The organism is Bradyrhizobium barranii subsp. apii (assembly GCF_011516635.5).
In the GTDB taxonomy this organism is placed as follows: domain Bacteria; phylum Pseudomonadota; class Alphaproteobacteria; order Rhizobiales; family Xanthobacteraceae; genus Bradyrhizobium; species Bradyrhizobium barranii.
On the sequence record NZ_CP096255.1, the window covers coordinates 6,049,973 to 6,075,822 of the forward strand.

The following is a 25,850-nucleotide window of genomic DNA, read 5'->3' on the forward strand; positions in this document are numbered from 1 at the left end:
CAGTGCTCCGAGACGGTTATGGTTCAATCGATAGGCCGCGGCGTACTGGATGCCCCGCCTGCGCGGGGCATGACACCGGTTCTCGCCGCCGAACCTCCCGTCCCTACTGCCGCGCCATCTGGGCATTGCCGACGGCATCGCCGTCGAGCTTCTGGTCGTTGTGCATGGTGACGGTGACGCGCAGCAATCGCCCCTCGAACTCGAACGGCGCCTCGTAATGCGACACGGGGCTGCCACGGTCGCGGCCGATGTCGAGGCCGGACCACGAGATCAGCGTGTGGAAGCCGAGCTGGGTCTGGAGCGCCCCCGCCGGCTCGCCGTCGATCAGCAGCGTGTATTCGGTGACGCCGGTGCGCGAACCCTTGGCCGGCGGCTCCTTGCGCACGAGCCGCTCGACATGCACCCCGAGCCGCCGCGCGCCTGACGGCACTTTCCGGTCCGAGCGCACGATCTGGTGGCTGCCGCCGATGTTGAGATCGTGCACGAGATGGCCGTCCCTGACGTAGAGGCTGTAACCCGACGTCGCGTCGCCATGCGAGATCAGCACGCCGTTTGCACCCGCTTCGTCAATCTCGACATGCGCCTCGATTGTGTAGCTGCGGCTGCGCACATCAGGCGCGACATCGGTCGGCACGTGGCCCATGCCGGCGTGGAAGACGAAATGGTGGCGCGCACCGTGGAAGCGTGCGGCGTTCTCGGCGAAGCGCGGACCGAAGCGGTCGTCGAGCGGCAGCACCTTGTGCCTCTCGGCCTCCGCCCACCAGGTCGCGATCATTGCTGCCAGACGCTCCGGCTCCTTTGCGGCGAGATCGTCGGTCTCGGAGAAATCCTGGTCGAGATGAAACAGCTCCCATTTGTCGTTCTCGAACGGCGTGCCCGAGGGATGGAAGGCGACCGCCTTCCAGCCGCCCTGCCAGAGGCCGCGATGGCCGAACATCTCGAAATATTGCGGCGAGCTCTTTGAGGGCACGGACGCATCCGTGATCGAGCGCGCAAAGCTCTCGCCTTCCAGCGGCATCTGCGGGCACCCCGCGATCGTGCTGGGAGACTCGACGCCGATCAGCTCCAGTAGCGTCGGCGCGAGGTCGCAGGCGTGGACGAACTGGTGCCGTAGCTCGCCTTTACCTGCGATCTTCTTCGGCCAGTTGATGACGAAGGGATCGCGGATGCCGCCGCCATGGGTGTTCTGCTTGTAGCGCCGCAGCGGCGTGTTCGACGCCATCGCCCAGCCATGCGGGAAATTGCTGTGGGTGTCGGGACCGCCGATGTCGTCGATACGGCTGAGCTTCTCGGCGATCGGCTCCGGCTTGAAGTTGAACGGGCCCATGGCGTTGACGAAGCCGAGCGGCCCGCCCTCCTGGCTCGCGCCGTTGTCGGACATCACGATGATCACGGTGTTGTCGCGAATGCCGGCCGTTTCCAGGAACGAGACAAGCCGTGCAAGATGTCGGTCGGAATGATCGAGCATGCCGGCGAAAGCCGCCTGCAGGCGGGTGAAGACGCGGCGCTCATCGGCCGAGTGCTCCTCCCAGGCCTTGACGCCGTCGTTGCGCGCCGGCATCCGCGTTCCCTCAGGCACCAGCCCCATCGCCTTCTGGCGTGCCAGACGCCGTTCGCGCTCGACGTCCCAGCCGTGCGCGAATTCGGCGTCGTAGCTCCCAATGATGTCGGCCGGGGCCTGATGCGGCGCATGGCAGGCGCCAAGTGCGACCCAGGTGAGCCAGGGAATGTCAGGACGGTCGGCAACATGGTCGCCGATGAAGCGGATCGACTGATCGATCAGATCTTCGGTCAGATGATAGCCGTCCGCATACGTGCCCGGTGGATCGATATGCGTGTTATCGGAGACGAGCTCGGGCGCGTACTGGTCGGTCTCCGCATCGAGGAAGCCGTAGAAGCGGTCGAAGCCACGGCCGAGCGGCCAGCCGTCGAACGGGCCGGTGGCGCCGCTTTCGGTCAGCGGCGTGACATGCCATTTGCCGACCATGTAGTTGCGATAGCCGTGGAGGCGCAGCATCTCGGCCAGCGTCCCCGCCTCGCGCGCGATCTTGCCGCGATAGCCGGGATAGCCGGAATCGAAATTGGCAAGGCAGCCGACGCCGACCGAGTGATGATTGCGTCCGGTCAGCAGCGCGGCGCGCGTCGTCGAGCACATCGCTGTGGTATGAAAGCCGGAGTAGCGCAGCCCCTCCGCGGCGAGCCGGTCGATGGTCGGCGTCTTGATTGCCGAGCCATAGCAGCCGAAATCGGAGAAGCCGACGTCGTCGAACAGCACGACCAGGATGTTCGGCGCGCCCTCGGGCGGCCTTGGCGCATCCGGCCACCAGGGTTTCGACTCCGCGACCGTCTTGCCGACGGTGCCGCGGAACGGCGTGCCGCTGTTTGCGCTCATCTGCTCCTCCCGATGTTGCCGGCGGCTGCGGTTGACCCGCGGCTCGGCCATCTCTAAATTATAATCCGAATTATGATTATGATTTTGCCGGATGCAAGCACGGATGCGGCCAAGCTCGGACGAACCCGATTTCGACCTGCCCGGCGTTGCCCCGTCGCGGCAGAAGCGCAGCCGCGAGACGACGCTGGCGCTGCTGCGCGCCGGCGCCGGCATGCTGCGCACGCGCAGCCTTGCCGAGCTGTCGATCGAGGCGCTCTGCACCGAGGTCGGCGCCACCGTCGGCGCCTTCTACAGCCGCTTCGAGAGCAAGGAGGCCTATTTCAACGCACTGATGGCGCTGGCCGCGCGCGACGGCGAGCAACGGCTCGGCGACATGAGGCGACCGTCACCGGATACGGACCTCGACAAGCTCTGCCACACCATCGTCAGCGGGATCATCGCCTGGATGCGCAACCACGAGGGCGTGCTGCGCGCCGCGCTTCAGCACGACGACACGCGCCCGGACAAATGGACGCCGTTCAAGGCCCTCGCGAAGGCAACGACGGAACGCGCGACCCCTCTCCTGCTCCCGGCCATGGGCAAGGGACGCAAGGCCGCCAAGACCCGCACGATCGCCTTCGGCTTCCAGGTCGTGCTGGGCACGCTGGTGAACGCGATCCTCAACGATCCCGGGCCGCTTTCGCTTGGATCAAAGGAGATGGAGACGCGGCTGGCCGGTTGCCTGTTGCTGTTGCTCCAGGCGGAGATCAATCAGTCGACGCCGAGATAGGCCTTCTGCACCTGCGGGTCCTGTGCGAGCGCCGCGGCCGTGCCGGACAGCACGCTCTTGCCGACCTGGAGCACGGTCGCGAAGTCCGAGACTTCCAGCGCGAGCTCGATCGACTGCTCGGCGAGCAGGATGGTCAGGCCCTCGCGATGCAGGCGGCCGAAGGTCTCGTACATGGATTCGACAACCGCCGGCGCGAGGCCGAGCGACGGTTCGTCCAGCATCAATAGCTTCGGATCGCTCATCAGCGCGCGGCCGACCGCGAGCATCTGCCGCTCGCCGCCGGACATCGTGCCGGCGCGCTGGTTGCGGCGCTCCTTCAGGCGCGGGAAGATCTCGTAGACGCGCTCAAGCAAATTGGCCTGGCGTGACTTGTCGTGCAACGGCGTCGCGCCGAGCATCAGATTGTTCTCGACGCTCTGCTGCACGAACAGCCGCCAGCCTTCCGGCGACAGCGCCAGCCCCTTGCGCACGATCGCAAAGGCCTTCTGGCCGGCGATGTCCTCGCCGCGAAAGCTGATCGATCCGGAATGCACGGGAATGAGACCCGCGATTGCGTTCAGCGTCGTGGTCTTGCCGCCGCCATTGGAGCCGAGCAGCGCGACGACGCTGCCCTCCGGCACCTCCAGCGAGACGTCGGAGACACCGATGAGGTCGCCATAGCGCACCTCGAGGTGCTCGATCCGAAGAAGCGCGCCGCTCATAGGTCCCGCCCGCCCATCAGCTCGACCGGCGTATGGCCGGCCGCGGCCTTCGCCGCGCGTTTGCCGAGATAGGCTTCGATCACCGCCGGGTTCGAGGTGACCTCGCGCGGCGAGCCGCGGGCGATCTCCTTGCCCTGGTGAAACACCATCACGCGGCTCGCGAGCGACATGATCACTTCCATGATGTGCTCGACGATGACGAGCGTGATGCCGGAACGGTGGATGTCGCGCACGAGATCGATGGCGAGCCTCACCTCGTGGGCGTTGAGCCCGGCCATGGCCTCGTCGAGCAGCAGCACCTTCGGCTCGGTCGCAAGTGCGCGGGCGATCTCCAGCCGCTTGCGGCCGGGCGTGCCCAGCGAGCGCGCCGGCGCATCCGCAAGCCTGCTCATGCCGACGCGCTCCAGCACCGCGCGCGCCCTGGTCTCGGCCTCGTGGCGATGCGAGGTGCGCAGGAAGGCGCCGATCATGACGTTCTCGAGCACCGTCATGCCTTCAAAGGTCTGCGGCACCTGGAAGGTGCGGGCAAGCCCGAGCCCGGCGCGCTGCTCCGGCGCGAAGTCGGTGATGTCGGTCCCCTCGAACAACACGCGGCCCGAGGTGGTCTTGAGGTCGCCGGTGAGGCAATTGAAGAAGGTGGATTTGCCGGCGCCGTTCGGGCCGATCAGGCCGAGAATATCGCCCTGCTCCAGCGTGACGGACGCATCGTCCACCGCCTTGAAGCTGCCGAACGCCTTTGTGATCCCGCGCGCCTCAAGGAGCATGGCCGGCTCCCTTATCTGCGCCGGGCTTGCGTCGTCCCATGAACAGGCTGAGCAGGCCGCCGGGCTGGAAGCGCGCGATCAGCACGATGATCGCGCCATACAGGACGAAGGTGAGGCCGGCCCCCTTACCGCCAAGCCAGCTGTTGGAGATCTCCTCCAGCGGCACGAGGATCGCGGCTCCCACCAGCGGACCGAACAGCAACCCCGCCCCGCCCAGCGCCGCCATGATCAGGATTTTGACCGAGATCAGGATGCCGAGCCCGGACTCGGGATCGACGAAGCCGAACATCATCGCATAGAGCGCGCCGGCAACGCTCGTCAGCGCCGCGCTCAGCATGTAGGCGTAGAGCTTGGTCCGGCTCGCGGGTGCGCCCAGGGAACGTGCGGCCCTCTCGGAATCCTTGATCGCGCGCAGATAGAATCCCATGCGGCTGTTGGTCATCCACCAGGTGATGAACAGCGTGATCACGAGGACGACCAGGAAGAGGTAGTAGTACGGTAGCGACGACAGGAACGAGAGATCGAAGATGTTGCGGGGGACCGTTGGACCGGAAAGACCCACGGCCGCGCCGAGCCAGTCGGTGTTGGTGACGATCAGCCGCATGGTCTCGGCGACCGCGATCGTCGCCATGCTGAAATAGTGACCCGACAGCCGCAGCGTCGGCACGCCGATGATCGCGGCAAGCCCCACCGCCAGCACGATACCGCCGGGGATGCCGAACAGTGGCGACAGCCCGAACTTGGCGTAAGACCCCATCGCGGCATAGGCGCCGCAGCCGAAGAACACGACATGGCCGACCGAGACCTGGCCGGCATAGCCGCCGACGATGTTCCAGGCCGACGCGGCGATGGCATAGAGCAGCACCAGTGCGCCCAAGCGCTGCTGGAACGGCGAGGACAGCAGCAACGGATAGGCAATCGCCAGTGCTGCGACGATTGAGAGCCAGATCAAGCGCCGCATTGCAGCTTTCTCATCAGAGCTTGCCCATCAGGCCTTGCGGCCGGAACCAGAGGAAGAACAGGAACAGGACATAGACGACGATGTCCTTGTAGACCGCACCGATCAGATAGCCGGAGAGCGACTCGATGACGCCGATCAACAGGCCCGCGACGAGCGCGCCTGGCACGCTGCCGAAGCCGCCAAGGGATACCGTGACGAAGGCGACGATGCCGAGCGTCTCGCCGACCGTCGGCACGATGTAGAAGAAGTTCGCGATCAGCGCGCCGGCAAGGCCGGTGGCGCCGGCCGCGATGGCCCAGGCAATCGCCTGCATCGTATCGGGCCTGATGCCCATAAGCTGAGCCGCGGTCTGATCCTCCGCCACGGCCAGCATTTTTGAACCAAGCGATGTGCGCGTCAGAAGCAGGTGGAGGCCGAATGTCACCAGCAGCGCGACGACACCGGCAAGCAGCCGCGAGGCTTCGATCCGCAGGCCCGCAAACGCATAGGTGCCGCCGACGATATTCGACGGCATCGACAGGAAGTTGGCGCCGAACCACCAGAACACGGAATAGCGCAGCAGCAGCGCGAGCCCGAACGTGCCGAGGATCTGCGCCAGCATCGGCCCCTTCATGATGTCGCGGATCAGGGCGAAATAGACCACGACCCCGACGGTCGCGAGCACCAGTGTCGCCAGTGGGGCGCCGAGGATGGGCCCTCCCCCCATCAACGTATAGACGACATAGGCGACGTACATGCCAAGCATGACGAAGTCGCCATGCGCGAAATTGACGATGTTCATCATGCCCCACACCAGCGTGAGGCCCGAGGAAAACAGGGCGTAGACGGCGCCAAGCAGAAGCCCGCCGACAATCACCTGCACGAGTACGAAGGACATGAGCTGCGTTGCTCTGATCAAAACATTCTGGGAAAGGCGGGACGCGCGGTCCCGCCTTCAGGCAATCTCACCAGCCCTTGTAGGGCAGTACCGGCGCCTTCTCGGCATTGGCCTTCGGCCACACCGCGACATAGTTCTCGCCATCCTGAAGCTGGATGATGGCGCCGGACGCGAGGACGTTCTGGCCCTTGTCGTCGAACTTCACGCCCTTGTAGCCGATCATGAGCTGCTCGGGCTTCAGGTCCGTCGCCTTCAGCGCGGCCTGGATCTTTGCCGGATCGGTCGAGCCGGCGCGGTCGATGGCATCGGCCAGCACGAAGAAGCCCTGCATCTGCCGGGCGACCGTGTCGTCCATCTCCTCGCCGCTCTTCTTCTTGTACATGTCGGCGATGATGGCGGACGCCGAGCCCGGCGGTCCCACGACCCAGGACGAACGGTTGAAGACGCCTTGCGAGATCTTGCCGACCGCCTTGGTGAAGGACGGATCGGAGTAGCCGGCATCGTCGGCCAGCAGCACGGCCGGCTTGTAGTCAAGCGACTGCATGGTCTTGGCGAACAGGATCGCATCCGACGTGTAGCTGATCATGATGACGACGTCGGGCTTCTTGTCCTTGAGCTGGAGCACCTGGCCCTGCAAGTCGGTCGCATTGACGGGATAGGCGATGTCGAGCGCGATCGGTTGGCCCTTTTCCTTGAAGGCGCCGGCGATCGTGTTGGCGACCGAGGTGCCGTATTCGGTGTTGTCATGGACCACCGCGACGCTGTCGGTCTTGGCACCCTGCGCCTTGATGTCGGCGAGGAAGTCGACATAGATCTTGGCGAAATCGGTCGCAATCGGCGTGGTGCGGAAGAACCATTTGAAGCCGCGCTCGGTGAGATTGGCGGCGACCGATTCCGAGTTCAGGAAAGGAACGCCGTATTTCTCGGCGATCGCGCTCGAAGTCAGCGTGACGCCGGACTGGTAGGAGCCGAACACGGCCGCCACCTTCTCTTCCGTGATCAGGCGTAGCGCCTGATTCTGGCCCGTCGCCGGGTTGCCCTGGTTGTCGGCGAACACAGCCTCGATCTTGGCGCCGCCGAGGCCGGCAAGGCCGGCGTTCTTCGCCAGCGGCAGATTGCCAAGCTCAGGATGGGCGTTGTTGATGATGTCCATGGCGACTTCGAGCGCCGCCTTGGCGTGCGCACCGATCGAGGCGGTGCCGCCGGACATCGGCATGATGACGCCGATCTTGATGACCTTGTCCTGGGCCTGCGCGCCGGAGCCCAGCGTAAGGAACATCGCGGCTGCGCAAAACAGCCCGGTGACGTGCTTGAAATTCATCAAATCAGACCTCCCAAAGGGTTTCCCCGACCAAGCTATTTTGGAAGCTGCAGGCTAAGCGCCCGCTTCCGTTTGTTTATGCCTGGTGGATCTAGGATGGCATGCCAGCCGGACACCGGCAAGACGAAACGGACTTGCGCAATGCTGCATGGGAGAGGCAGCGAATGCGCCGGCGCGGGCGGCGTTCAAATCCGGCGTCGCCCGGCGCGAACGCGGTAACTCGAACGGTGGACGTCATTGCCATCTGCAGGGGTGGGTTAACACTGCGACTGCACCAAGCGCGGTCCGCTGGCGTAACCCACCCCCGTGTGTTTCCGCGAACGCAGAGGCGGTGGGTGACGCTGTCGCCAACCCACCCTGCGAGACGCCGTCAGCCGACGATGTCGCTCGCCCGCAGCAGCGTCGTGAAGCCGCCATAAATCATGCGCTTGCCGTCGAAGGGCATGTCGGCGCCCTTGAGCCGCTCATCGGCCATCACCTTCTTGTTGACGGCATCGCGGGTCTCCCGGTCACGGTAGACGATCCAGGAGAACACCACGACCTCGTCCTCCGTCGCGATCACCGCGCGCGGAAACGAGGTCAATTCGCCATAGGGCACGTCGTCGCCGATGCACTCGACGTAGTCGAGCGCGCCGTGCTCCATCCATATGGTGCAGGCGTTTCGCGCCAGCGCCTTGTAGGCCTCGATCTTGTCCTTCGGCACGGCCAGCACGAAACCATCGACATAGGGCATCACGGGATCTCCTTTGGGTTGCCTGCCCCAAGGACGTAGCGGCGCACGGCGATCCGACACGTCATCACACCCGCAAGGTGAGGCAAACTGTCGCGAGGATTTCGTGCGCTACTTCACATTTGAAGCTCGCCGCGCCGTGACATCATCCCGGACGTTTGCGCTCGCACATCGGCTACTTCAGATTGCAGTTGAGAAGGCAGCTTTCATGAGCACCCGCCTGTCATTGCTTTGTGTCCACGGCGTCGGTCACGCGGAGATCGACGCCGAGTTTCGAAAGTCATGGTCCGAGGCGATCATACGCGCCGTCCAGTCCGTCGATCAGAGCTTCAATCCGGCCATCGACTTCCTCTCGTATGACGACCTGTTCGACAAGAGCCCGCCGAATCTCATCACCTATGGCATCGCACTGGCAAAACTGCTCGCGAGCGCGACTGTCCACGGCGGCGGTGATCTGCTCGCGGGCACACGCAGCCTCGATGACGTACCAACCCTGATCAGATGGACCGCGGGCATGGTCGCCCAGTGGTCGGTGGATGAACAGCTGCAGGCCGCGCTGCGCGGCGCAGTCCTCGACAAGCTGAAGAGCGGCAACTACGACGTTGTCCTGGCTCACAGTCTCGGCTCGCTGATCTGCTACGACACGTTCGTGCGCAACCCCGCTGCGATCAGGGACAAGGTCTTCGTCACGTTCGGCTCGCAGATCGGCAATCCCGCGGTGCGCGACATCTTCGCAGGCCGCATTCAGGACCTTCCCTGCCGGAAATGGTACCATCTGTTCAACCGGGAAGATCGCGTTCTCACCTATCCGCTCGAGATCGCCGCAGACAATTTTCAACAGGTGCTGACACCGTTCGATGTCCCCAACGATCTCCTGAATCACAACGCGACCTGGTACCTGTCGCGCCCCGAGACCGTCGCCACCGTCTGGCACGACGTGGTCCCGGTGCCGACGTCCCGCTCCATCGTCAGCGCCGCGCGGGGGATTGCCCGCATTGACGCCCGGCCGACCCGCCGCGCCCTGCTGATCGGCATCAACGACTATCCCAAACCCGCGGACAGGCTCGAAGGATGCGTCAACGACGTATTCCTCATGAGCTCGGTGCTACAGGAGAGCGGCTTCAAGCCGGACGAAATACGCGTCGTGCTCAATGAGCGGGCGACGGCGCAGGGCATCATGGAAAGGCTTCACTGGCTGCTCGAGGGCGTCCGCGACGGCGACGAGCGCATGCTGTTCTACTCGGGCCATGGCGCCCAGATTCCCAGATACAGCCCGAGCGGCGCACCGGATAGCGTCGACGAGTGCCTCGTTCCCTATGATTTCGACTGGACGCCCGAGCACGCCATTCTCACGCCAGTTCAGCCAGCTCTACTCACAGCTTCCGTACGACTGCTATTTCGTCGCCATGCTCGACTGCTGCCATTCCGGCGGCATGACACGTGACGGTGGTCCGCGTATCCGCGGCCTGACGCCGCCCGACGATATCCGCCACCGGGCGCTGCGGTGGGAGGCAAGCGAAGGCATGTGGGTGCCGCGCGAGTTCCCTCCCCTCAACGAGAGCCTGAGCAAGAGCAAGAACGGTGCCGACTATCTCGGCGACAACGGCGCCACGCAACGGCTCGGGCGCAGCATGGCGCTCCGCACCCAGCCCGATAAGGAATACAACAAGACGCGGGCCGAGCTCGGGCATCACGGTCCTTATCTGCCGATCCTCCTCGAGGCCTGCCAGGAGCAGGAGCTATCCTATGAATATCGTGACGGCGTCACGTCGTATGGCGCCTACACGTTCTGCATGGCGAAGGTGCTGCGTGAACAACGAGACCGCGGCGCCAATCCGTCGTTCCAGGAGCTGAGCGAGCTCGTCACGGCCAAACTCCGTCGCCTCAAATACAACCAGACGCCCAATCTCGTCGGCGCCAAGACGCGCGTCAGCGCAAAAATTCCATGGGGCGCGGCAGATGCAGGTCGCGGCCAGCGGCGGACGCCGAAAAAGCGTGCCGCCAAGACGGGCCGGAAGAAGCGCCGCTAATCGTTTCGCCTAGCCCGCCCTATTCGTGAGAGCGCGGTATTTTGGTCCGACTGGTGCATCCGCACACCTCCGCTGACGAGGCGCACAGGATTGCCTTCGGCTTTTCACCGCCTGACGACCGGTACTTTGCAACGCGCTTGAGGGATGGGTTGGGTGAACGCGGGCGGACGCCCCACCGGTCAAGGACCGAGCGGCAGCAGCGCGCCGGGCAAGCTGCGGATCAGGTCGGCTTCGGGACATGCCGCGGCGAACGCAAGGCGAATGCGGCTCTTGGTCTCGACAACCCGGGCGGCGATTTTCAAGAGCCGAAGACGCAGCGTCGCGAACTCGGCAGTGGCCAATTCCCGGACTTTGGGAATGGCGTCGCGCACGGTCAGCATCAGCCAATAAGCGGCGGTATGGAGAACGAGGCGGACTTGATTGGCGAGCGCCGAACGGCAACTGGTGCGATCGGAGGCGAGCTGCGTCTTATGCAGCTTGATCAGATTCTCGGCTTGGCCGCGCGCGCAATACAGGCTGTCGTAGATCCACTCGGCCGAGCCGACATCGAGGCTGGTGACGACGAAGCGGATGTCGAGGCCGAGCATCGTCGCCTCAATACGGGCGACGGTGCGTCGTTCGCGATCCCAGGACTTTGCCTTGTGGCGCGTCTCGGTATAGCCGCGCAGAACCGGCAGGTTCTCGATGGCGCGTCGCGTGCGGATGTCGTCGGCGACCGCGTCGACTTTTCTGGCGAGCGGCTTGGTGCCGGACAGACCGAAGATGTAGTCGATGCCGTTGGTCTCGCACCACGCCATTGCCTCCGGCCGGGCATAGTGCCCGTCGCCACGGAACGTAATTCGCGTGTTGTGCCACCGCGTCCGGATATGCCGTACCAGGCGGCGCAGATGGGCACGCACCTCGACGCCGCCCGGCGTCTTGCCGGGCCGCAGCACGACCGCCACGGGCCGGCTCTTCTCCGTGTCGTAGACGTGGATCGGCAGGAAGCAGCGTTCGTCATAATGAGCGTTGAACAGCGAGAGCTGCTGATGGCCGTGGACGACATCGCAGGTATCATCGATGTCGAGCGTGACGGATGCCGGCTCGCGCGGGTAGCTATCCATCCATGCGTCGACCAAAGTGTAGGTCAGTCGGATCACGTCGCGCAGGCGCGGAGCATTCTCCAGACGCGACAGCGTCGGTTGGGAACACAGATCGCGACCCGTGTCCGGCAGCCGTCCGCAGGCCAGCTTGAATGCGGGATCGGACCGCAGATGATCGAGGTCGTCGGCGTCCTCGTAGCCGCAGCAGATCGCGAACATGCGCGCGCGGAACATATCGACCAGGCTGTGCACGACCCGCGTCGGATCGCGCCGATCCGGGAACACCCGGGCCAAATTGTCGGCCAAGCCGAGACGCCGCTCGGCCATCGCCAGAAGCATCACGCCCCCGTTCGAGGTCAGCCGACCGCCATCGAAGGCAGCTGTGACTTTCTTGGCGTGAACGGCTGGAAACGAGAAGGGCAGAATCGTATCGTCGGTCATGGCGGGCGTGGTGTTCGCGGCTGAAGGTGATGGGGTTGGCTTCGCAACCGAATCCTACGCCGCATCAGCGCTTTACACCACGCTCGCCAGCCTCTCAGGCGCCCTCTGACGAATAAGACGGGCTAGCATCGCGGCGCGGCGCATCGTGGGCGCCATGAGTCGGGCCAACGCGCCGAGGTGGCACCGACGAAAGGAGACGCCTGCCGACGGCACGTCAGGCTCGCGACGCGGGCCCGATTCAGAGCAGGTTATGATCTGGGTAAATCGCCCGGAACTGGCTGGGGAACCTGGATACTCAACCAAAACATCTCGGAAGCCCTATAACGCCTTGTTTATAGCGACTTCCGACGATAAGTCTAGGTGGGTGATCTAGGTGGGTTGGCATGGACCGCAAGTATCTCGTCAAGCAGTACAACACCTATTCCGTCGTCGTCGAGGTCCCTAAGGCCCTCCAGGCCAAGGCTGGCAGAAAGCGCTTCAAGAAGTCCCTTGGCACCGACAGTCTCGCTGAGGCGAATAGGCGCAAGCACTTCCACGTCGCCAATTTCCACAGACAGATTGCCGAATGGGCGAAGGGCGGTACTGACAGCGACGCCAAGTTGGCTCGGTTGGCAGCAGAGTTCCGACAGGCCCTCGAAAGCTCCAACAAGCGCTGGCACGAAGACGACCAAGAGCGAGAGTGGAACGAATACGAAGAGGAGCTTGACCGCCTCAGAGCGAAAGCGAACGAGATAGTAGATACGGACGGCTCCGACGCCGCAGCACGGTTCTACAACGCCGCCACAGGCCAAGCGACCTTCCTGAAGGATCAGTACCCCCTTTGGCTCGCTGAGGTCCAGCATGCAGGACAAACTAAGGGGCAGCACGAGAGCACCATTAAGCGCTTCATGGGTTGGGCCACCGACAGCGTGACCGTTGAGGAGGTATCCCGGAAGAAGGCAGGAGCCTACGTGACCGAACTGCTGACTGGCTCCGGGTTCGCCCGCGCCACCGCAAGGAGGCACGTATCGTCCCTCTCCTCCCTGTGGCTTTGGCTCGTAGGACGCGGCGTGGCCCAAGAGAACCCGTGGCGAGGCCAGCAACTCGGCAAGAAGGAGGAACCGGCTGAGCGCAAGGGCCTGCCTGACAAAGCACTCCTGAAGCTCCTTAGGGGCATCTACAGCACGCCCAAGTTCGCTCAGGTGCTCAGCGACCTCCTGAGGCTCGCACTGCTCCACGGGGCTCGTTTGGAGGAGTTGTGCGCCCTCAAGCGCGCCGACGTACACAAACGCGACGATGGATATTGGCTGGACATCACAAGCGGCAAGACGCGAGCCGCTAAGCGCGAAATACCAGTTCACCCACTGGCTGTGAGCATCATCGAGCGCCGCCGCGCTGACAAGGACGAATACCTTTTCGCCGGTCTTGATCCTGGAGGACCGGACAACCAGCGCTCTTGGTACATCAGCAAGGCGTATGGGCGGTTCAGGGATCAAGTCGAGGTCGATGGGGATAAGGAGGACTTTTCTTGATGCTGAGTGAGCCTGTAATAAAGCGCCTTGTGTTAGCCCGGTACTTGTTCGAGCTTGCTTTGCAAAACGTGCGTGCGCAGCAAGAGACGGGAGACGCCGCCTGCGTAAGTCTTCTACAGGACGCAATCGAGGTATTCTTCGTTGCCTCCCTTGATCATCTAAATGTTGCGCTGAAGCCTAAGAGTCTGTCCGGAAAGATTACCTTGGATTGCATAGCTTTCGCAGCATGAGTCGGATGGAGGCCAGCTTGAGAAAGGCGAGCGCCCTGTGATTGAAGCATTCCCAATCTTTGGACAGTCTTCGGCATCGCCCGAGCCAGGCAAAGGTACGCTCGACGATCCAGCGTTTGGGCAAGACGACGAAACGGTGAGCCTGATCGGAGCGTTTGACGATTTCGAGGTTCACGCGCTTCAGAGCGCTACGCAGCCCCTTCTGGAAATGTGGCCCTTGATATCCGCCGTCGGCGTAGAGCTTCAGAAGAAAGGGATAGAGGCCGAACAACGTTGCCATCAGGAGCACGCCGCCGTCGCGATCCTGGATGTCCGCCGCATGCACGATGGCGTGCATCAAGAGGCCTTGCGTGTCGACGAGAATGTGCCGCTTCTTGCCCTTGATCTTCTTGCCCGCGTCGTAGCCATGGAGATCATGAGGCCCCCTTTTTCAGCGCTTTTCACGCTCTGGCTATCGATGATGGCGGCGGTGGGAGAAGCCTCGCGCTCGGCCCTTTCGCGACATTCGACATAGAGGGCGTGATGAATTTTATCGAGCGTGCCGTTCCAGCTCCACAGATCGAAGTAGCCATACAGCGTCGAGCGCGGCGGCAGGTCCTTGGGGATCGCGCGCCACTGGCAACCTGTGCTCAGGATGTACATCAGCCCGTTGGCAATCTCGCGCAGGTCCACCGTACGCTTGTTGCCGCCGCGCTTGGCCGGCGGGATGCGAGGCGCGATCAGCGCCCACTCCTCGTCGGTCAAGTCGCTCGGATAGCGCAGGCGGCTGCGGTCGTAGCGTGCACGGTTCTCGGTAGTCCACATTGGCGGCGCGTCCCCATCGAATCAGGCCGCTCACCTTGAATCACAACCGATTCATTCGACTCAACATGTTTTGGAACAGACACTAAGACGGACTTCCCACAATATTTGGATAAGCTGAGCGAAGCCTTGGGCTCTGATCTGCCTTATCGCAGACGGCTGCTCGAAGTGAACAGGGTCCGAGTATCGGCAAAGCATGATGGAATTCCACCAAACCGCAAGGAGGTCAGCGGTTATGTGACGGACACCAGAAAATTTCTGGAGGAAGTTTGCCGGAAGGTCCATGGTGTAGACTTCTGGACCATCAGTCTCATTGACCTGCTTGACGGGGGATGTCCCGATCGCTGTTGAACTACGTCGGGTCGACGTTGCCGGAATGAATATTACGCAGCCCTCGTGACGTGGGCAACGGACTTGATTGTCATGCGATCGTGGTGAGCTTGAAGGGCCGCACGCAGAACCGACAATTGCTTATGCGCCTTCAATCGTCGGAAGCCCTTGTTGGCCTCGATCATACCGGCCGCGACCCATCGCAAGGCCATACCGGCATCCCGCCAGCGTTTAACGTTGCGCGTGACGCGGCGAATGGTGCCCATCATGTTCTCGGCGATATTGGTACAGGCGAGCGATCGGCGAAGCTCCTTCGGCAACTTCAACCGGACGACAGTCAGGATTTCGTCGAGGCCTTCGAGGATACTGGCCGCAACGCCGGGCCATTGCTGGTCGAGTCGACGCGCGAGATTGCGGATCAATTTTTCAGCCTTGTCGGCGTCATCGAGCTCCCAGGCCTGGCGCAGCACCCGGCGGGTGGCCGCATGATGCTCTTTCGGCAGGCGTTCCATGATGTTGCGCGCCTTGTGGATCTGGCAGCGCTGGATCGCAGCGGCCGAACCGAAGGTGCGGCGGATCGCCTTCGACAACGCCTTCGCGCCGTCGGCGATGAACAGTCTTGGCACCGTCGGGTCGAGCCCGCGCGAGACCAGGTTGTCCAGCAGGGCCTGAACCGTTGCTGCATTCTCGGTCGCCCCTTCCACCAGCGCCAGCGGATGCTTGTTGCCTTCGCCGTCAACCCCGATCGCGGCCACCAGCACGAGATCGTCGTCGAGATGCAGCCCGTCGATTTGGACCACCAGAAGGTCGAGCGCGGACAGATCGGCAGCCATGAAGTCGGCCAGCCGCGCCGCCGACAGAGCCACGAACCTCCGCGAGGCCGCCGACTTCGAAATCCCCGATCCGGGCGGTGCCGGCACGTCACCCTCGGGCAGCCGGACGGCGCGGCCGAACCGGCGCGTCGACACATTGATCAGCATCAGGTTCATCGCCCAGCGACCGAGCCAGTCCTCCTGCGCCGCCGTTTCCCAGCTCGGGATCGTGACCTCGCGGCCGTCCATGCCCCGGACCCGCGGGCGATCGACCTCGATCTTGCCGCCGTGGAAACCGATCCGCCCCCGCGTTCGGCCCCAACGGTGCGCCCGCCGCGCCGCATCACGACCGTGGCGCGGCCCGCAGGCCGCTGTCACATCCGCCTCCATCATCGTGCCGAGCGCCTCGATTCCTGCCGCAAGGCAGAACCGATCGAAGCTCGCTCGCACTTCCGCAAATGATTTCTCCACAGCCCCGGTCGCCGGCCAACCAGCCGGTGTGATATCTCTCGTCATGGCGTTGCTCTCCTTTGTGGAATCAGCACCCCGAGCCTACCGGCTCAAGGTGGGCAACGCCGACCTCTTCAGAAATTCAACAGAACCCGGGACATCCCCTGCTTGACGACGGAGAAGCCAAGAAGCTCTTGCAGGCGGCCGAAAAGGAACATCGCGATGGCAACTATGGTCAATGCTTGGCCGACTGCCGGAAGGCGTTCTTTGTTACATTCGAGACTTGGTACGATACACAGCGCGACTTGGACAACTCGTCGTTCGGACTGCTCTCTGACGGGAGTCGAGCGCCGTATTATGCTCGCAGCAAGGACTACATTGAGAAGAACGTCAAAGATCACTTCGGTTATGTTGTCTTGGACCACGCGCAGGTAGATCAGGACTTAACCAAGGAAGGCATAGACCACACAGGTTTCTGGAATGTGTGGCGCCTAACTCCGCAGGTTTATAGACACAAAGCGGAGGACAAGTGGCGTGTGAAGCATGACCCGCGACTTTACGACGAGGACGGCTTTCAGGAACGGTCGGCTCTAGTCCTATCCACCATGACATCAATTTTGCTTGCCCGACAAAATGCGCACAGGGCAGCGCGCTACGTCGAGGGGCACGGCCAGATAAACGCAAAGGTCAACAAAGACGCGAATATCTACGATAGAGCAGACAAAAGTGGTGCGGTTACTCACGTTGTGCCGAACGGGAAGGAAGTGTGGACGAGCTACGCAACAGAGGGAATGGTTGACGACGATTGGTACTGGTGGGTCATGTACAGCGATAAGGAAGGGGAGAAGCCCGTGCTAGTCTTTGGCTATGTCCTTGAGGATGATCTCATATTGACGTGACCTGGCCGATCGCTTCCATAATCTTCTCGCCGGAGTCATACTGGTGCGCTTGTGACCCACGAGGAGCTTCACCGTGCTCTCAGCGACCTCCAGGCCCTCCATAAGCTCAATGAACATTGGTCCATCATCCAACCAACCAGCACGATCCGTCATTGCGTGGTGGTGAGATAGACCACGATTGCTTGAAGGAGCGCTGAGGCGAACGCGCAACCGGCTGCGTACATGTTCAGCCGAGAAACCTTGCGCAGCGCTACCGAGAACGTCTCGATTTCTCCAATGCCGTCGAATGTAGCTCGCACTACGGGCAGATTTACAACGGCTGACCACGCCCACAAGAGCGCGGCCAGTCCCGCGAAGATAACACTCAACCAGCTAATGATCTTCATGTGCTCAACCCGCTTTCTCAGGACAGAAGACTTTCCTGTAGTACCTTCACGCGGCGTTAGATAGGCGATTGAGCAACCGCGCAACAGCGGTAGGATGCCACTCGCCGCCACGAGGCGCGTTGATGCCTTGACGGTTGACCGTGTTGTCAACGTCACAGGTACGGCGCTCGCCATCAACTTGGGCGCAACGGCTGTCGCTTATAACCCTCGCTTAGGAGCCTAAACGAGAACCGATAAAGACCTGGGATTGCCGAGTTCTTTACTAGGACGGCTTGGCCCACGATTGGGTCAGGCCGCTTCAGCATCAGCAGCGCCCCGGACCATACGCACACGACACAGTGACGTTTACGTTTTGGGGTGGATTGTTGATGCTCTGCAAGGACCTGCTCATGCCCTCAAGAGCCTCAGAGACCCTTGCGCGCTTCTGCTCTTCCTCCACCACGGCCTGTTGCCGGTAGCCTATCAAGTTCCTCCGGCACTGTGTGTAGGCGTCAGCGCCCTTTCCAGCGGATAACTGCCGACAAGAGGCGTCGTCTTGTGCCTCCATCTTAGCTGCCCTCACGCCAGCGTCCTCCTGCGTCACACAGCCTGCCAGCATCAGCGCCAGCACTAACCCCAAAGCTCTCATCAACCTCTCCTAAGCCCATTCACGTTGATGGAGCAGTGGCGGCTTAGAAGCAACCACCACCGACGACGATAATGCTGATGGCTGTGAGTTCTTCACTGCGAACCCCCCTGGGTCCTGTTCTCGGTGTTGCCCTCACGCGTCACCTTCAAAGCTCCTGAAGGGCACTAAGAATGATGACCTATGACCGTCATCAGGAATGGCCTCAGGACCTCGCAGCGGGGCTCACTGTGCGACTTAAGCGATGAAGGTGCCAAGGGAGCCTTCAGGCCGAAACGGCTCTGCGAAGGCCCTAGAGGCGCCTAAAGCGACCCTGTTTATGACCAAATAAACACACCCCTGAAACCTCTAGAGAGAGGGGTAAGAGCTTGAAGGGCGTATTTGACCTTTCAAGCGTCACGAGACCTCCGAAGCAGGCACGAGCCCCCCTCGCAGCCTTCAACCTCAATCCCGAAACATCAAGGTCCACAACTCATGACTACCGTTATCGGTATGCACGGGCAGTACGCTCTCGTGCCACCGCTGGAGTTTGTGTCCGCAATGAACGATCATTGGACACAGACGCTCCATATGCCGTCTTCAGGCTCTCTGCGCTCCCTTTGGGGATGTCCCGATCGCTGTTGAACTACGTCGGGTCGACGTTGCCGGAATGAATATTACGCAGCCCTCGTGACGTGGGCAACGGACTTGATTGTCATGCGATCGTGGTGAGCTTGAAGGGCCGCACGCAGAACCGACAATTGCTTATGCGCCTTCAATCGTCGGAAGCCCTTGTTGGCCTCGATCATACCGGCCGCGACCCATCGCAAGGCCATACCGGCATCCCGCCAGCGTTTAACGTTGCGCGTGACGCGGCGAATGGTGCCCATCATGTTCTCGGCGATATTGGTACAGGCGAGCGATCGGCGAAGCTCCTTCGGCAACTTCAACCGGACGACAGTCAGGATTTCGTCGAGGCCTTCGAGGATACTGGCCGCAACGCCGGGCCATTGCTGGTCGAGTCGACGCGCGAGATTGCGGATCAATTTTTCAGCCTTGTCGGCGTCATCGAGCTCCCAGGCCTGGCGCAGCACCCGGCGGGTGGCCGCATGATGCTCTTTCGGCAGGCGTTCCATGATGTTGCGCGCCTTGTGGATCTGGCAGCGCTGGATCGCAGCGGCCGAACCGAAGGTGCGGCGGATCGCCTTCGACAACGCCTTCGCGCCGTCGGCGATGAACAGTCTTGGCACCGTCGGGTCGAGCCCGCGCGAGACCAGGTTGTCCAGCAGGGCCTGAACCGTTGCTGCATTCTCGGTCGCCCCTTCCACCAGCGCCAGCGGATGCTTGTTGCCTTCGCCGTCAACCCCGATCGCGGCCACCAGCACGAGATCGTCGTCGAGATGCAGCCCGTCGATTTGGACCACCAGAAGGTCGAGCGCGGACAGATCGGCAGCCATGAAGTCGGCCAGCCGCGCCGCCGACAGAGCCACGAACCTCCGCGAGGCCGCCGACTTCGAAATCCCCGATCCGGGCGGTGCCGGCACGTCACCCTCGGGCAGCCGGACGGCGCGGCCGAACCGGCGCGTCGACACATTGATCAGCATCAGGTTCATCGCCCAGCGACCGAGCCAGTCCTCCTGCGCCGCCGTTTCCCAGCTCGGGATCGTGACCTCGCGGCCGTCCATGCCCCGGACCCGCGGGCGATCGACCTCGATCTTGCCGCCGTGGAAACCGATCCGCCCCCGCGTTCGGCCCCAACGGTGCGCCCGCCGCGCCGCATCACGACCGTGGCGCGGCCCGCAGGCCGCTGTCACATCCGCCTCCATCATCGTGCCGAGCGCCTCGATTCCTGCCGCAAGGCAGAACCGATCGAAGCTCGCTCGCACTTCCGCAAATGATTTCTCCACAGCCCCGGTCGCCGGCCAACCAGCCGGTGTGATATCTCTCGTCATGGCGTTGCTCTCCTTTGTGGAATCAGCACCCCGAGCCTACCGGCTCAAGGTGGGCAACGCCGACCTCTTCAGAAATTCAACAGAACCCGGGACATCCCCCTCCCTTTGGGAGACGATGGGAAATGTCTTTGAACGATCAATCATAGATAACATCAGCGAGCATGATGCGCGCTGGAAGGTCCTTCAGCCTCCTACCGGGTCAGGAAAGACACAAGGGGCGTGCCTCTATTCGGCGATGCAGGCGAAGCGCAATCGGGACACTCAAGGCAACCTCAAGCCTGTGGGTGTGCTCCTCGTGACCCGCCTGATTAAGCAGGCCGACGACCTCGCTGCTCAGGTCAACGCGATGGCGGGGGCGAACGTCGCCGTTGCTCATCACTCAAAGAGCGGAACTGATGCCGATGATATCGGGCGATATGACGTTCTGGTCGTGACACACCAAGCCTTCGTCAATGCCGCTGAGACCCTTGCCGGTGCCGCATGGTCACGCCTCGTGCAGTGGAACGGAGGTCATCGCCTCCTGACTGCATATTTCAGTGATCGTGAGCAGCCTCGCTCCGGCCGAGGCGGTGATAGGGTCAGCGTTCTGGCTGCTCGTCAAGGGTGATGGTTTTGGCGTTGCGTTTTCGCATGCTTTCGCCAGCAAGCTGGAGGCGGTGAGCGTTGTGGACGAGGCGATCCAGAATCGCGTCGCCTAGCGTGGGATCTCCGATAACTTCGTGCCATGTGTCCACAGGGAGTTGGCTGGTTACGATGGTGGAGGAGCGGCCATGGCGATCGTCAAGGATTTCCAGTAGATCGCGCCGCTCGGCAGCGGTGAGCACCGACAATCCCCAATCATCCAAAATCAGAACCTGGGCGCGGCCAAGGGTTTTGAGCAAGCGGGCATAACGTCCATCGCCCCGCGCGAGCCCCAACGCTTCGAACAATCTTGGGACGCGGTGATAGAGGACCGAGCGATTATCTCGGCAGGCCTTGTGGCCGAGGGCACAGGCTAACCAACTTTTGCCCAATCCGGTCGCCCCGGTTATGAGCAAATTCTCGTGGCGATCGATCCAGTCGCCGCTGGCGAGCTTGGCGAAGACGGCCCGGTCGATACCCCGCGGCGTGCGCAAATCGACGTCCTCCACGCAGGCATTCTGGCGGAGCGAGGCCAGCTTGAGGCGCGTGGTGAGCCGCCTGGTGTCGCGTTCCGCCGCTTCCCGGTCGACCAGCAGGCCGATGCGATCTTCGAACGGCAAGGCTTCGAGATCAGGCGATCGTCGCTGCTCCTCGAAGGCCTTGGCCATGCCGCTCAAGCCGAGCTCGATCAGGCGTTCGTGGGTGGGATGGTTGAGCATACAGGTCTCCTTGGCTTCAGTGAAAATAATCGCGGCCGCGGATGTTGCCGTGGCGCAGGGGTTGGTGTTCGGAGGGCTCGTCGAGAAAGGTACGATCCAGACCGTTCTGGAGGATGGAGCGGATCGAGGCGACGGATCGCGCCTTGATCAGAATGCCGCGCCGGCAGGCCGCTTCGACGCGCTCCGCGCTGTAGCTTTTGACCAGTGACAGAATGCCGAGGCAGGTGCGAAAGCCTTGCTCGGGATGCGGCCGGGCCGCGATCACGGCCTGGAAGAAGGCGGCGGTCGACGGACCGATCCGCTCGCCGGCGACGATCACTCCGGCGGGCGTCCATTGACCGTAGCGCCGATGGGCGCTGGGCATATGGTCGGCGATGGTGGTGTGGCCCCGCCGGTTGGGCGCGCGGGCGTGGCTGGCGATCCTGCGGCCGTTGTGGAAGATCTCGACCGTTCTGTCATCGATGCGTGCGTCGACAAGCTCACGGATGAGCCGATACGGCGCGGAATACCAGTGTCCATCGATCTCGATATGATAGTCGGGGCCGATCCGGCATCGCTTCCAGCGTGCGAAAGCGTAAGCCTGGTCCGGCAGCTTTGTAAGCTTGGGCTTGTCGAGCTCGGCGAACAGTTCGGCGCGACTGGCGCCAAAGTCGCGCATCTGCCTTGCATTGAGTTCGACGACGAGTGTTTTGATGGCTGCGTTCAGCTCCGCCAACGAAAAGAAGCGTTGGTTGCGCAGCCGCGCCAGAATCCATCGCTGGGCGACTTGCACCGCAACTTCGACCTTTGCCTTATCTTTTGGGCGCCGCGGCCGGGCTGCGAGAATGGCCGTGCCGTAATGGCTCGCCATCTCGGCATAGGTTCGGTTGAGGCCGGGATCGTGGCGGTCGGGATTGGTGACGGCGGCCTTGAGATTGTCGCAGACTACGAATGTCGGCACGCCGCCGAGGAAGGCGAAAAGATTGATGTGGACCCGGATCCAGTCGGCGAGCCCCTCGCTTGGACAGGCCTCGGCATAGGTATAGTTGGAGGCGCCCATCGCCGCGACGAACAGCTTCATCGACTGCACTTCCCCGTTTGAGGGATCGATGACGTCGATGGTGTCGCCGGCGAAATCCACGAAAACCTTCTCGCCGCCCAGATGCGTCTGCCGCATCGAAGGCCGGGCTCGCCCCTTCCAGGCCTCGTACGTCGTGCAGAACCAGGTGTAGCCGAAGCCATCGGGATGGGTGGCGCGATACTCGTCCCACAGCAGCCGACGGGTCACGTTGCGTCGGCGCAGCTCCTTGTCGACATAGCCCCAGTCGGGAACGGCCCGCTGGGGGCTCTGCGACGCAGGCCTCGGCGCCGGGAAAAGCAGCAGCTCCAGGTCCTCGTCGCTCATTCCGGCCGGCAACGGCCACTTCAGCCCGGCAGCCCCGGCTCGGCGTAGATAGCTGTGCACGGCGCCGTTGCTGATGCCCAAGGTGCGCGCGATGGCTCGCTCCGGCAAGCCTTGAACATGTTTTAAGCGGAGAACCTCTTTGATCCGGCGCATCGACAATCTCTGGGTGGGCATCGGCCTTCCTCGTTCACTGACGAGGCAGTTCCTAAGCCGGTTGAGTTGTCGGCCGAAGCGGGCTGAGTTGCTGAAAAGCTGCTCACGATCCCGCGAAATCCGTGCTCACGATCGTCTGAAATCTCTGCTCACGATCCCCTGAAATCCGTGCTCACGATCCCGCGAAACATGCATCCTGACCATCGTTGATGAGGCGTTAGCCAACGTGGTCGAGGAGAACAAGGTCACGCTGGAGAGCCTTCAGTTTGTTCTTGGCTGTGTGCCTTTTGACGTGGCGCAAGCCCATCCTGATCAAGTCAAGCTCGTCGAAGCGCTCAAAGACGTCCTGGTGAAACAGGCCCACTCGGACACCAACGACAGTACGGCGAAGCTGATGTGGAGGGATGGTGAGGCAAGCGCAGCACTAACCGCTCCCCCGGCCGCCATGAAGCCTCTGCGGGAGGCCATGCGCAAGGTGAAGTACGACCGCAGGATCAGGGAGGGCACCACCAAGCGAAACATAGCCAAGCTCGTAGACGACCCGCCGACTTGGTTGGCAAGCGTGTCCAGTTCCTGGCTGATCTTTGAAGCGGTTTGCATCAGCGCAAGCAAGGTTGCGAGGTCGGCTAGTTGCTGCGGGCTAGCACCTTCGACCGGGGTGGTTAAGCTAGGTGGGTTGATGTTTCGGGACATTCGGTAAGCTCCTGATTTCGTTGGCGAAACGGGCTTTCCGAGAACTTGGCTGGGGAACCTGGATTCGAACCAAGACAAACAGAGTCAGAGTCTGTTGTGCTACCGTTACACCATTCCCCAACGGAATAGCTGAACAAATTCAATAGCTTACTGACTTGTTCAGCTGCGGCCGGAAGCGCGTTTGGCGCAAATCACGGCTCAGGCGTGGCAGCCTTCTACCCGCTCGGCCTTGGGCTGGCAAGCGCTGCGGTGCACGGGCCTGTGAACCGGCGGCGCGACTGCGCCGGTGACCAAGACCGGCCGGCGCAGGCAGCGCCTGATCCAGTTCGCTGATGCCTGCGGCCGAAAATCCCCCCGTCTGCTGCTTCATCCGCGCCTCAGTTAATTCGAGCCGCAGACGCGGACCACGATCTCAGCCTTGCCGTTCGCGATCATCACCTGGCCGTATTCGTCCTGCGGCGGGCTCTCCTCGTAGCGGAGCGGGATCGGTGATCGCTTCCTGCGCTTCGCCGCCCGGCTGCTGCGTATTCACGTCGAGGATCAGGATCTTCGGATTGATCCCCTGCGGCGAGCGCCTGGTCAGCCGGGCCTGCCAGCCATCGGTCGGTACTCTCACGTCGCCGACCATGACCAGCTTGGGCGGCGCGCCCGGCGCCCGGTCGATCCAGGCCTTGAAGGTGTTTCTCAGCAGGACAGTCATGACACGTCTCTCCTTTGCCAAGCTGCGAATTGTCCGACCTCGTCCCGACGTGCGGCGCCGACCTTTCGCCTATCAAATCGGCGCAACGTGACGGACAGATATCAGGCCCCGACAAATCACCCGATCACCGCCTCCCCCTCCGACCAGGCTCTCAAGTCCCGGCCGCCACTTTGGCGCGGATTGCGTCAGCGACGGCCGGAGCCTTACCGCCAAGCGCCTTCACGGCCGGCAAGTTTTCCGGCCCGCCGACGGCTTTGGAGGCTTCCGCAACCTTGTTGATGTCGGGGACGCTCTTCTTCACGAACGCGTCGATGAAGTCGGCGCCAGCGTACCCGGCCGCCAGGACGCTCAGGAGAAATTGCCGGCCGATTTCCTTCGGCTCGACCATAAGCCCCGCGGAGATCCCCGCCACGCATCCGATAACGATCGACACCAGAAACGCCGACCCGTCAAACACGTCCTTGAAGCGGCGGGGGCTCGTGAGGAAGCCGAGCCGACAGCGACCCGATCGTCATCTCCGGATAAGCTACCACCCCTATTCCAGCTTGATATTCGCCGCTTCGATCACCTTCTTCCACCGCTCCGTCTCGGAGGCGATGTAGGCCTTGAAAGGTTCGGAATCGACCGCAACCGCGGCCGCGCCGAGCTCGGCCATCTTCTGCACCGTCTCCGGCTGCTGCATGAAGGCGCGGATCTCGCCCGACAGCTTTTCGACGATGGGCTTCGGCGTGGCCGCGGGAACGAAGAAGCCGTGCCAGGCCACGGCCTCGAAGCCCGGCAGGAATTCGGCGACGGCCGGGATTTCCGGATCGAAGGCGGCGCGCTTGGGCGTTGCCGTGGCGAGCATCGCGAGCTGGCCGGTCTTCACCTGCGGCAGCAGCAGCGGCACGTTGTCGAAGGCAAGATCGATCTGGCCGCTCAACAGATCCGTCAGCATCTGGCTGGAGCCCTTGTAGGGCACATGTACCATCTTGGTGCCGGTCATCTGTTGAAACAGTTCAGCGGCAAGATGCTGCGAGGTGCCGACGCCGGCCGAGCCGAACGAGACCTTGTCCGGGTTCGCCTTCAGATAGGCGATCAGCTCCGGCACGGTGCGCACCTTGATCTTGTTCGGATTCACCACGAGCACATTCGGCACGACGCTGATCTGGGCGACCGGCACCAGGTCCCTGTCCGGCTGGTAGCTGAGCTTCGGACCGTAGAGCGTGGGGTTGATCGCGAGCGCGGAGGTGCTGGCAAGGCCGAGCGTGATGCCGTCAGGCGCCGATTTCGCCAGCCGCGTCACGCCGAGGATCGAGCCGGCACCGCCGACATTCTCGACCACGAACGGCTTGCCCAGCTTCACTTGCAGCTGGTTCGATACCATGCGCGCGAAGATGTCGGCGGTGCCGCCGGCGGCGAAGGGCACGATCACCGTCACCTGCTTGGCCGGATAGCCGTCCTGCGCCTTTGCCGGCGACGTCGCCAGCAACACGGCTGACACAAGACCAAGCCACATCGATCTCATCGAAGTTTCCTCTACTGTTACTGTTTTGTT

General features: G+C 62.7%; 23 protein-coding genes, 1 tRNA gene and 1 pseudogene. 7 read left to right on the forward strand and 18 right to left on the reverse strand.

Annotated elements, in window-relative coordinates:
- Window positions 1-103: 103 nt before the first annotated feature.
- Entirely contained in the window at window positions 104-2,392 is a 2,289-nt protein-coding gene (locus tag HAP41_RS28900; RefSeq protein WP_166095050.1) for an arylsulfatase, read from the reverse strand.
- 103 nt (window positions 2,393-2,495) lie between these two features.
- Here HAP41_RS28900 and HAP41_RS28905 point away from each other — a divergent pair, with 103 nt between their 5' ends.
- Window positions 2,496-3,161 (forward strand): TetR/AcrR family transcriptional regulator, encoded by a 666-nt coding sequence (locus tag HAP41_RS28905; RefSeq protein WP_224580717.1) that lies wholly within the window; start codon window positions 2,496-2,498, stop codon window positions 3,159-3,161.
- On the opposite strand, the gene HAP41_RS28910 is transcribed toward HAP41_RS28905, so the two are convergent.
- The 6 genes from HAP41_RS28910 to HAP41_RS28935 all read right to left on the reverse strand — a co-directional run bounded on the left by HAP41_RS28910 (window position 3,143) and on the right by HAP41_RS28935 (window position 8,518).
- On the reverse strand, window positions 3,143-3,862 hold the full coding sequence (locus HAP41_RS28910) for an ABC transporter ATP-binding protein (protein WP_014496007.1): 720 nt from the start codon (window positions 3,860-3,862) through the stop codon (window positions 3,143-3,145). The two genes, HAP41_RS28905 and HAP41_RS28910, sit on opposite strands and share 19 nt — an antisense overlap.
- Entirely contained in the window at window positions 3,859-4,626 is a 768-nt protein-coding gene (locus HAP41_RS28915) for an ABC transporter ATP-binding protein (RefSeq protein ID WP_071914964.1), read from the reverse strand. Before HAP41_RS28915 ends, HAP41_RS28910 begins: the two co-directional genes overlap by 4 nt.
- Entirely contained in the window at window positions 4,616-5,587 is a 972-nt protein-coding gene (locus tag HAP41_RS28920) for a branched-chain amino acid ABC transporter permease (protein WP_166095039.1), read from the reverse strand. The genes HAP41_RS28915 and HAP41_RS28920 overlap by 11 nt, the downstream gene beginning before the upstream one ends.
- Before the next feature lie 13 nt (window positions 5,588-5,600).
- Entirely contained in the window at window positions 5,601-6,464 is an 864-nt protein-coding gene (locus HAP41_RS28925; RefSeq protein WP_071914968.1) for a branched-chain amino acid ABC transporter permease, read from the reverse strand.
- A gap of 67 nt (window positions 6,465-6,531) precedes the next feature.
- Window positions 6,532-7,785, reverse strand: a complete 1,254-nt coding sequence (locus tag HAP41_RS28930) for an ABC transporter substrate-binding protein (RefSeq protein WP_166095023.1) — start codon at window positions 7,783-7,785, stop codon at window positions 6,532-6,534.
- 370 nt (window positions 7,786-8,155) lie between these two features.
- Window positions 8,156-8,518 carry a DUF1428 domain-containing protein gene (locus HAP41_RS28935; protein WP_166095016.1) on the reverse strand — a complete coding sequence of 121 codons (363 nt, stop codon included), beginning with the start codon at window positions 8,516-8,518 and terminating at the stop codon, window positions 8,156-8,158.
- Between the two features lie 205 nt (window positions 8,519-8,723).
- Between HAP41_RS28935 and HAP41_RS50100 the strand changes: the two genes are divergently transcribed.
- Together HAP41_RS50100 and HAP41_RS50105 are read left to right on the forward strand one after the other, a co-directional pair.
- Complete coding sequence (locus tag HAP41_RS50100; RefSeq protein WP_224580716.1) at window positions 8,724-9,959, forward strand: caspase family protein; 1,236 nt, start codon at window positions 8,724-8,726, stop codon at window positions 9,957-9,959.
- Window positions 9,922-10,545 (forward strand): caspase family protein, encoded by a 624-nt coding sequence (locus HAP41_RS50105; RefSeq protein ID WP_256478296.1) that lies wholly within the window; start codon window positions 9,922-9,924, stop codon window positions 10,543-10,545. The genes HAP41_RS50100 and HAP41_RS50105 overlap by 38 nt, the downstream gene beginning before the upstream one ends.
- A 179-nt stretch (window positions 10,546-10,724) precedes the next feature.
- Here HAP41_RS50105 and HAP41_RS28945 read toward each other — a convergent pair whose 3' ends face one another.
- A complete protein-coding gene (locus tag HAP41_RS28945; protein ID WP_166053720.1) occupies window positions 10,725-12,068 on the reverse strand; it encodes an IS1380 family transposase in 1,344 nt (447 codons plus the stop codon).
- 383 nt (window positions 12,069-12,451) lie between these two features.
- Between HAP41_RS28945 and HAP41_RS28950 the strand changes: the two genes are divergently transcribed.
- On the forward strand, window positions 12,452-13,579 hold the full coding sequence (locus tag HAP41_RS28950) for a site-specific integrase (RefSeq protein WP_224580714.1): 1,128 nt from the start codon (window positions 12,452-12,454) through the stop codon (window positions 13,577-13,579).
- Between the two features lie 198 nt (window positions 13,580-13,777).
- Here HAP41_RS28950 and HAP41_RS28955 read toward each other — a convergent pair.
- Window positions 13,778-14,613 (reverse strand): annotated as a pseudogene (locus HAP41_RS28955) (IS5 family transposase).
- A 380-nt stretch (window positions 14,614-14,993) separates the two neighbouring features.
- The gene (locus HAP41_RS28960; protein WP_166064748.1) at window positions 14,994-16,268 is read right to left on the reverse strand and encodes an IS256 family transposase; all 1,275 of its coding nucleotides are present in this window, start codon (window positions 16,266-16,268) and stop codon (window positions 14,994-14,996) included.
- Between the two features lie 14 nt (window positions 16,269-16,282).
- Between HAP41_RS28960 and HAP41_RS28965 the strand changes: the two genes are divergently transcribed.
- Window positions 16,283-17,101 carry a hypothetical protein gene (locus tag HAP41_RS28965; protein WP_166095003.1) on the forward strand — a complete coding sequence of 273 codons (819 nt, stop codon included), beginning with the start codon at window positions 16,283-16,285 and terminating at the stop codon, window positions 17,099-17,101.
- Window positions 17,102-17,250: 149 nt separating this feature from the next.
- Here HAP41_RS28965 and HAP41_RS28970 read toward each other — a convergent pair whose 3' ends face one another.
- A complete protein-coding gene (locus tag HAP41_RS28970; RefSeq protein ID WP_166094996.1) occupies window positions 17,251-17,487 on the reverse strand; it encodes a hypothetical protein in 237 nt (78 codons plus the stop codon).
- A gap of 1,281 nt (window positions 17,488-18,768) precedes the next feature.
- Window positions 18,769-20,043, reverse strand: a complete 1,275-nt coding sequence (locus HAP41_RS28975; RefSeq protein ID WP_166064748.1) for an IS256 family transposase — start codon at window positions 20,041-20,043, stop codon at window positions 18,769-18,771.
- On the opposite strand from HAP41_RS28975, the gene HAP41_RS28980 reads away from it, so the two are divergent.
- Entirely contained in the window at window positions 20,042-20,650 is a 609-nt protein-coding gene (locus tag HAP41_RS28980) for a DEAD/DEAH box helicase family protein (RefSeq protein WP_175618066.1), read from the forward strand. The two genes, HAP41_RS28975 and HAP41_RS28980, sit on opposite strands and share 2 nt — an antisense overlap.
- Here HAP41_RS28980 and istB read toward each other — a convergent pair.
- A complete protein-coding gene (istB, locus tag HAP41_RS28985) occupies window positions 20,622-21,383 on the reverse strand; it encodes an IS21-like element helper ATPase IstB (RefSeq protein WP_166063422.1) in 762 nt (253 codons plus the stop codon). The two genes, HAP41_RS28980 and istB, sit on opposite strands and share 29 nt — an antisense overlap.
- Before the next feature lie 16 nt (window positions 21,384-21,399).
- The gene (gene istA, locus HAP41_RS28990) at window positions 21,400-22,941 is read right to left on the reverse strand and encodes an IS21 family transposase (protein ID WP_166063394.1); all 1,542 of its coding nucleotides are present in this window, start codon (window positions 22,939-22,941) and stop codon (window positions 21,400-21,402) included.
- Window positions 22,942-23,146: 205 nt separating this feature from the next.
- Here istA and HAP41_RS28995 point away from each other — a divergent pair, with 205 nt between their 5' ends.
- Window positions 23,147-23,620 (forward strand): hypothetical protein, encoded by a 474-nt coding sequence (locus HAP41_RS28995; protein WP_175618065.1) that lies wholly within the window; start codon window positions 23,147-23,149, stop codon window positions 23,618-23,620.
- Window positions 23,621-23,659: 39 nt separating this feature from the next.
- Here HAP41_RS28995 and HAP41_RS29000 read toward each other — a convergent pair.
- From HAP41_RS29000 to HAP41_RS29015, 4 genes are all read right to left on the reverse strand, one after another.
- A tRNA-Gln gene (locus HAP41_RS29000) sits at window positions 23,660-23,733 on the reverse strand.
- Window positions 23,734-24,025: 292 nt separating this feature from the next.
- Complete coding sequence (locus tag HAP41_RS29005) at window positions 24,026-24,313, reverse strand: hypothetical protein (RefSeq protein WP_224580713.1); 288 nt, start codon at window positions 24,311-24,313, stop codon at window positions 24,026-24,028.
- A gap of 151 nt (window positions 24,314-24,464) precedes the next feature.
- Entirely contained in the window at window positions 24,465-24,746 is a 282-nt protein-coding gene (locus HAP41_RS29010; protein ID WP_166094982.1) for a hypothetical protein, read from the reverse strand.
- A gap of 102 nt (window positions 24,747-24,848) precedes the next feature.
- Entirely contained in the window at window positions 24,849-25,811 is a 963-nt protein-coding gene (locus HAP41_RS29015) for a Bug family tripartite tricarboxylate transporter substrate binding protein (protein WP_224580712.1), read from the reverse strand.
- Window positions 25,812-25,850 lie beyond the last annotated feature (39 nt).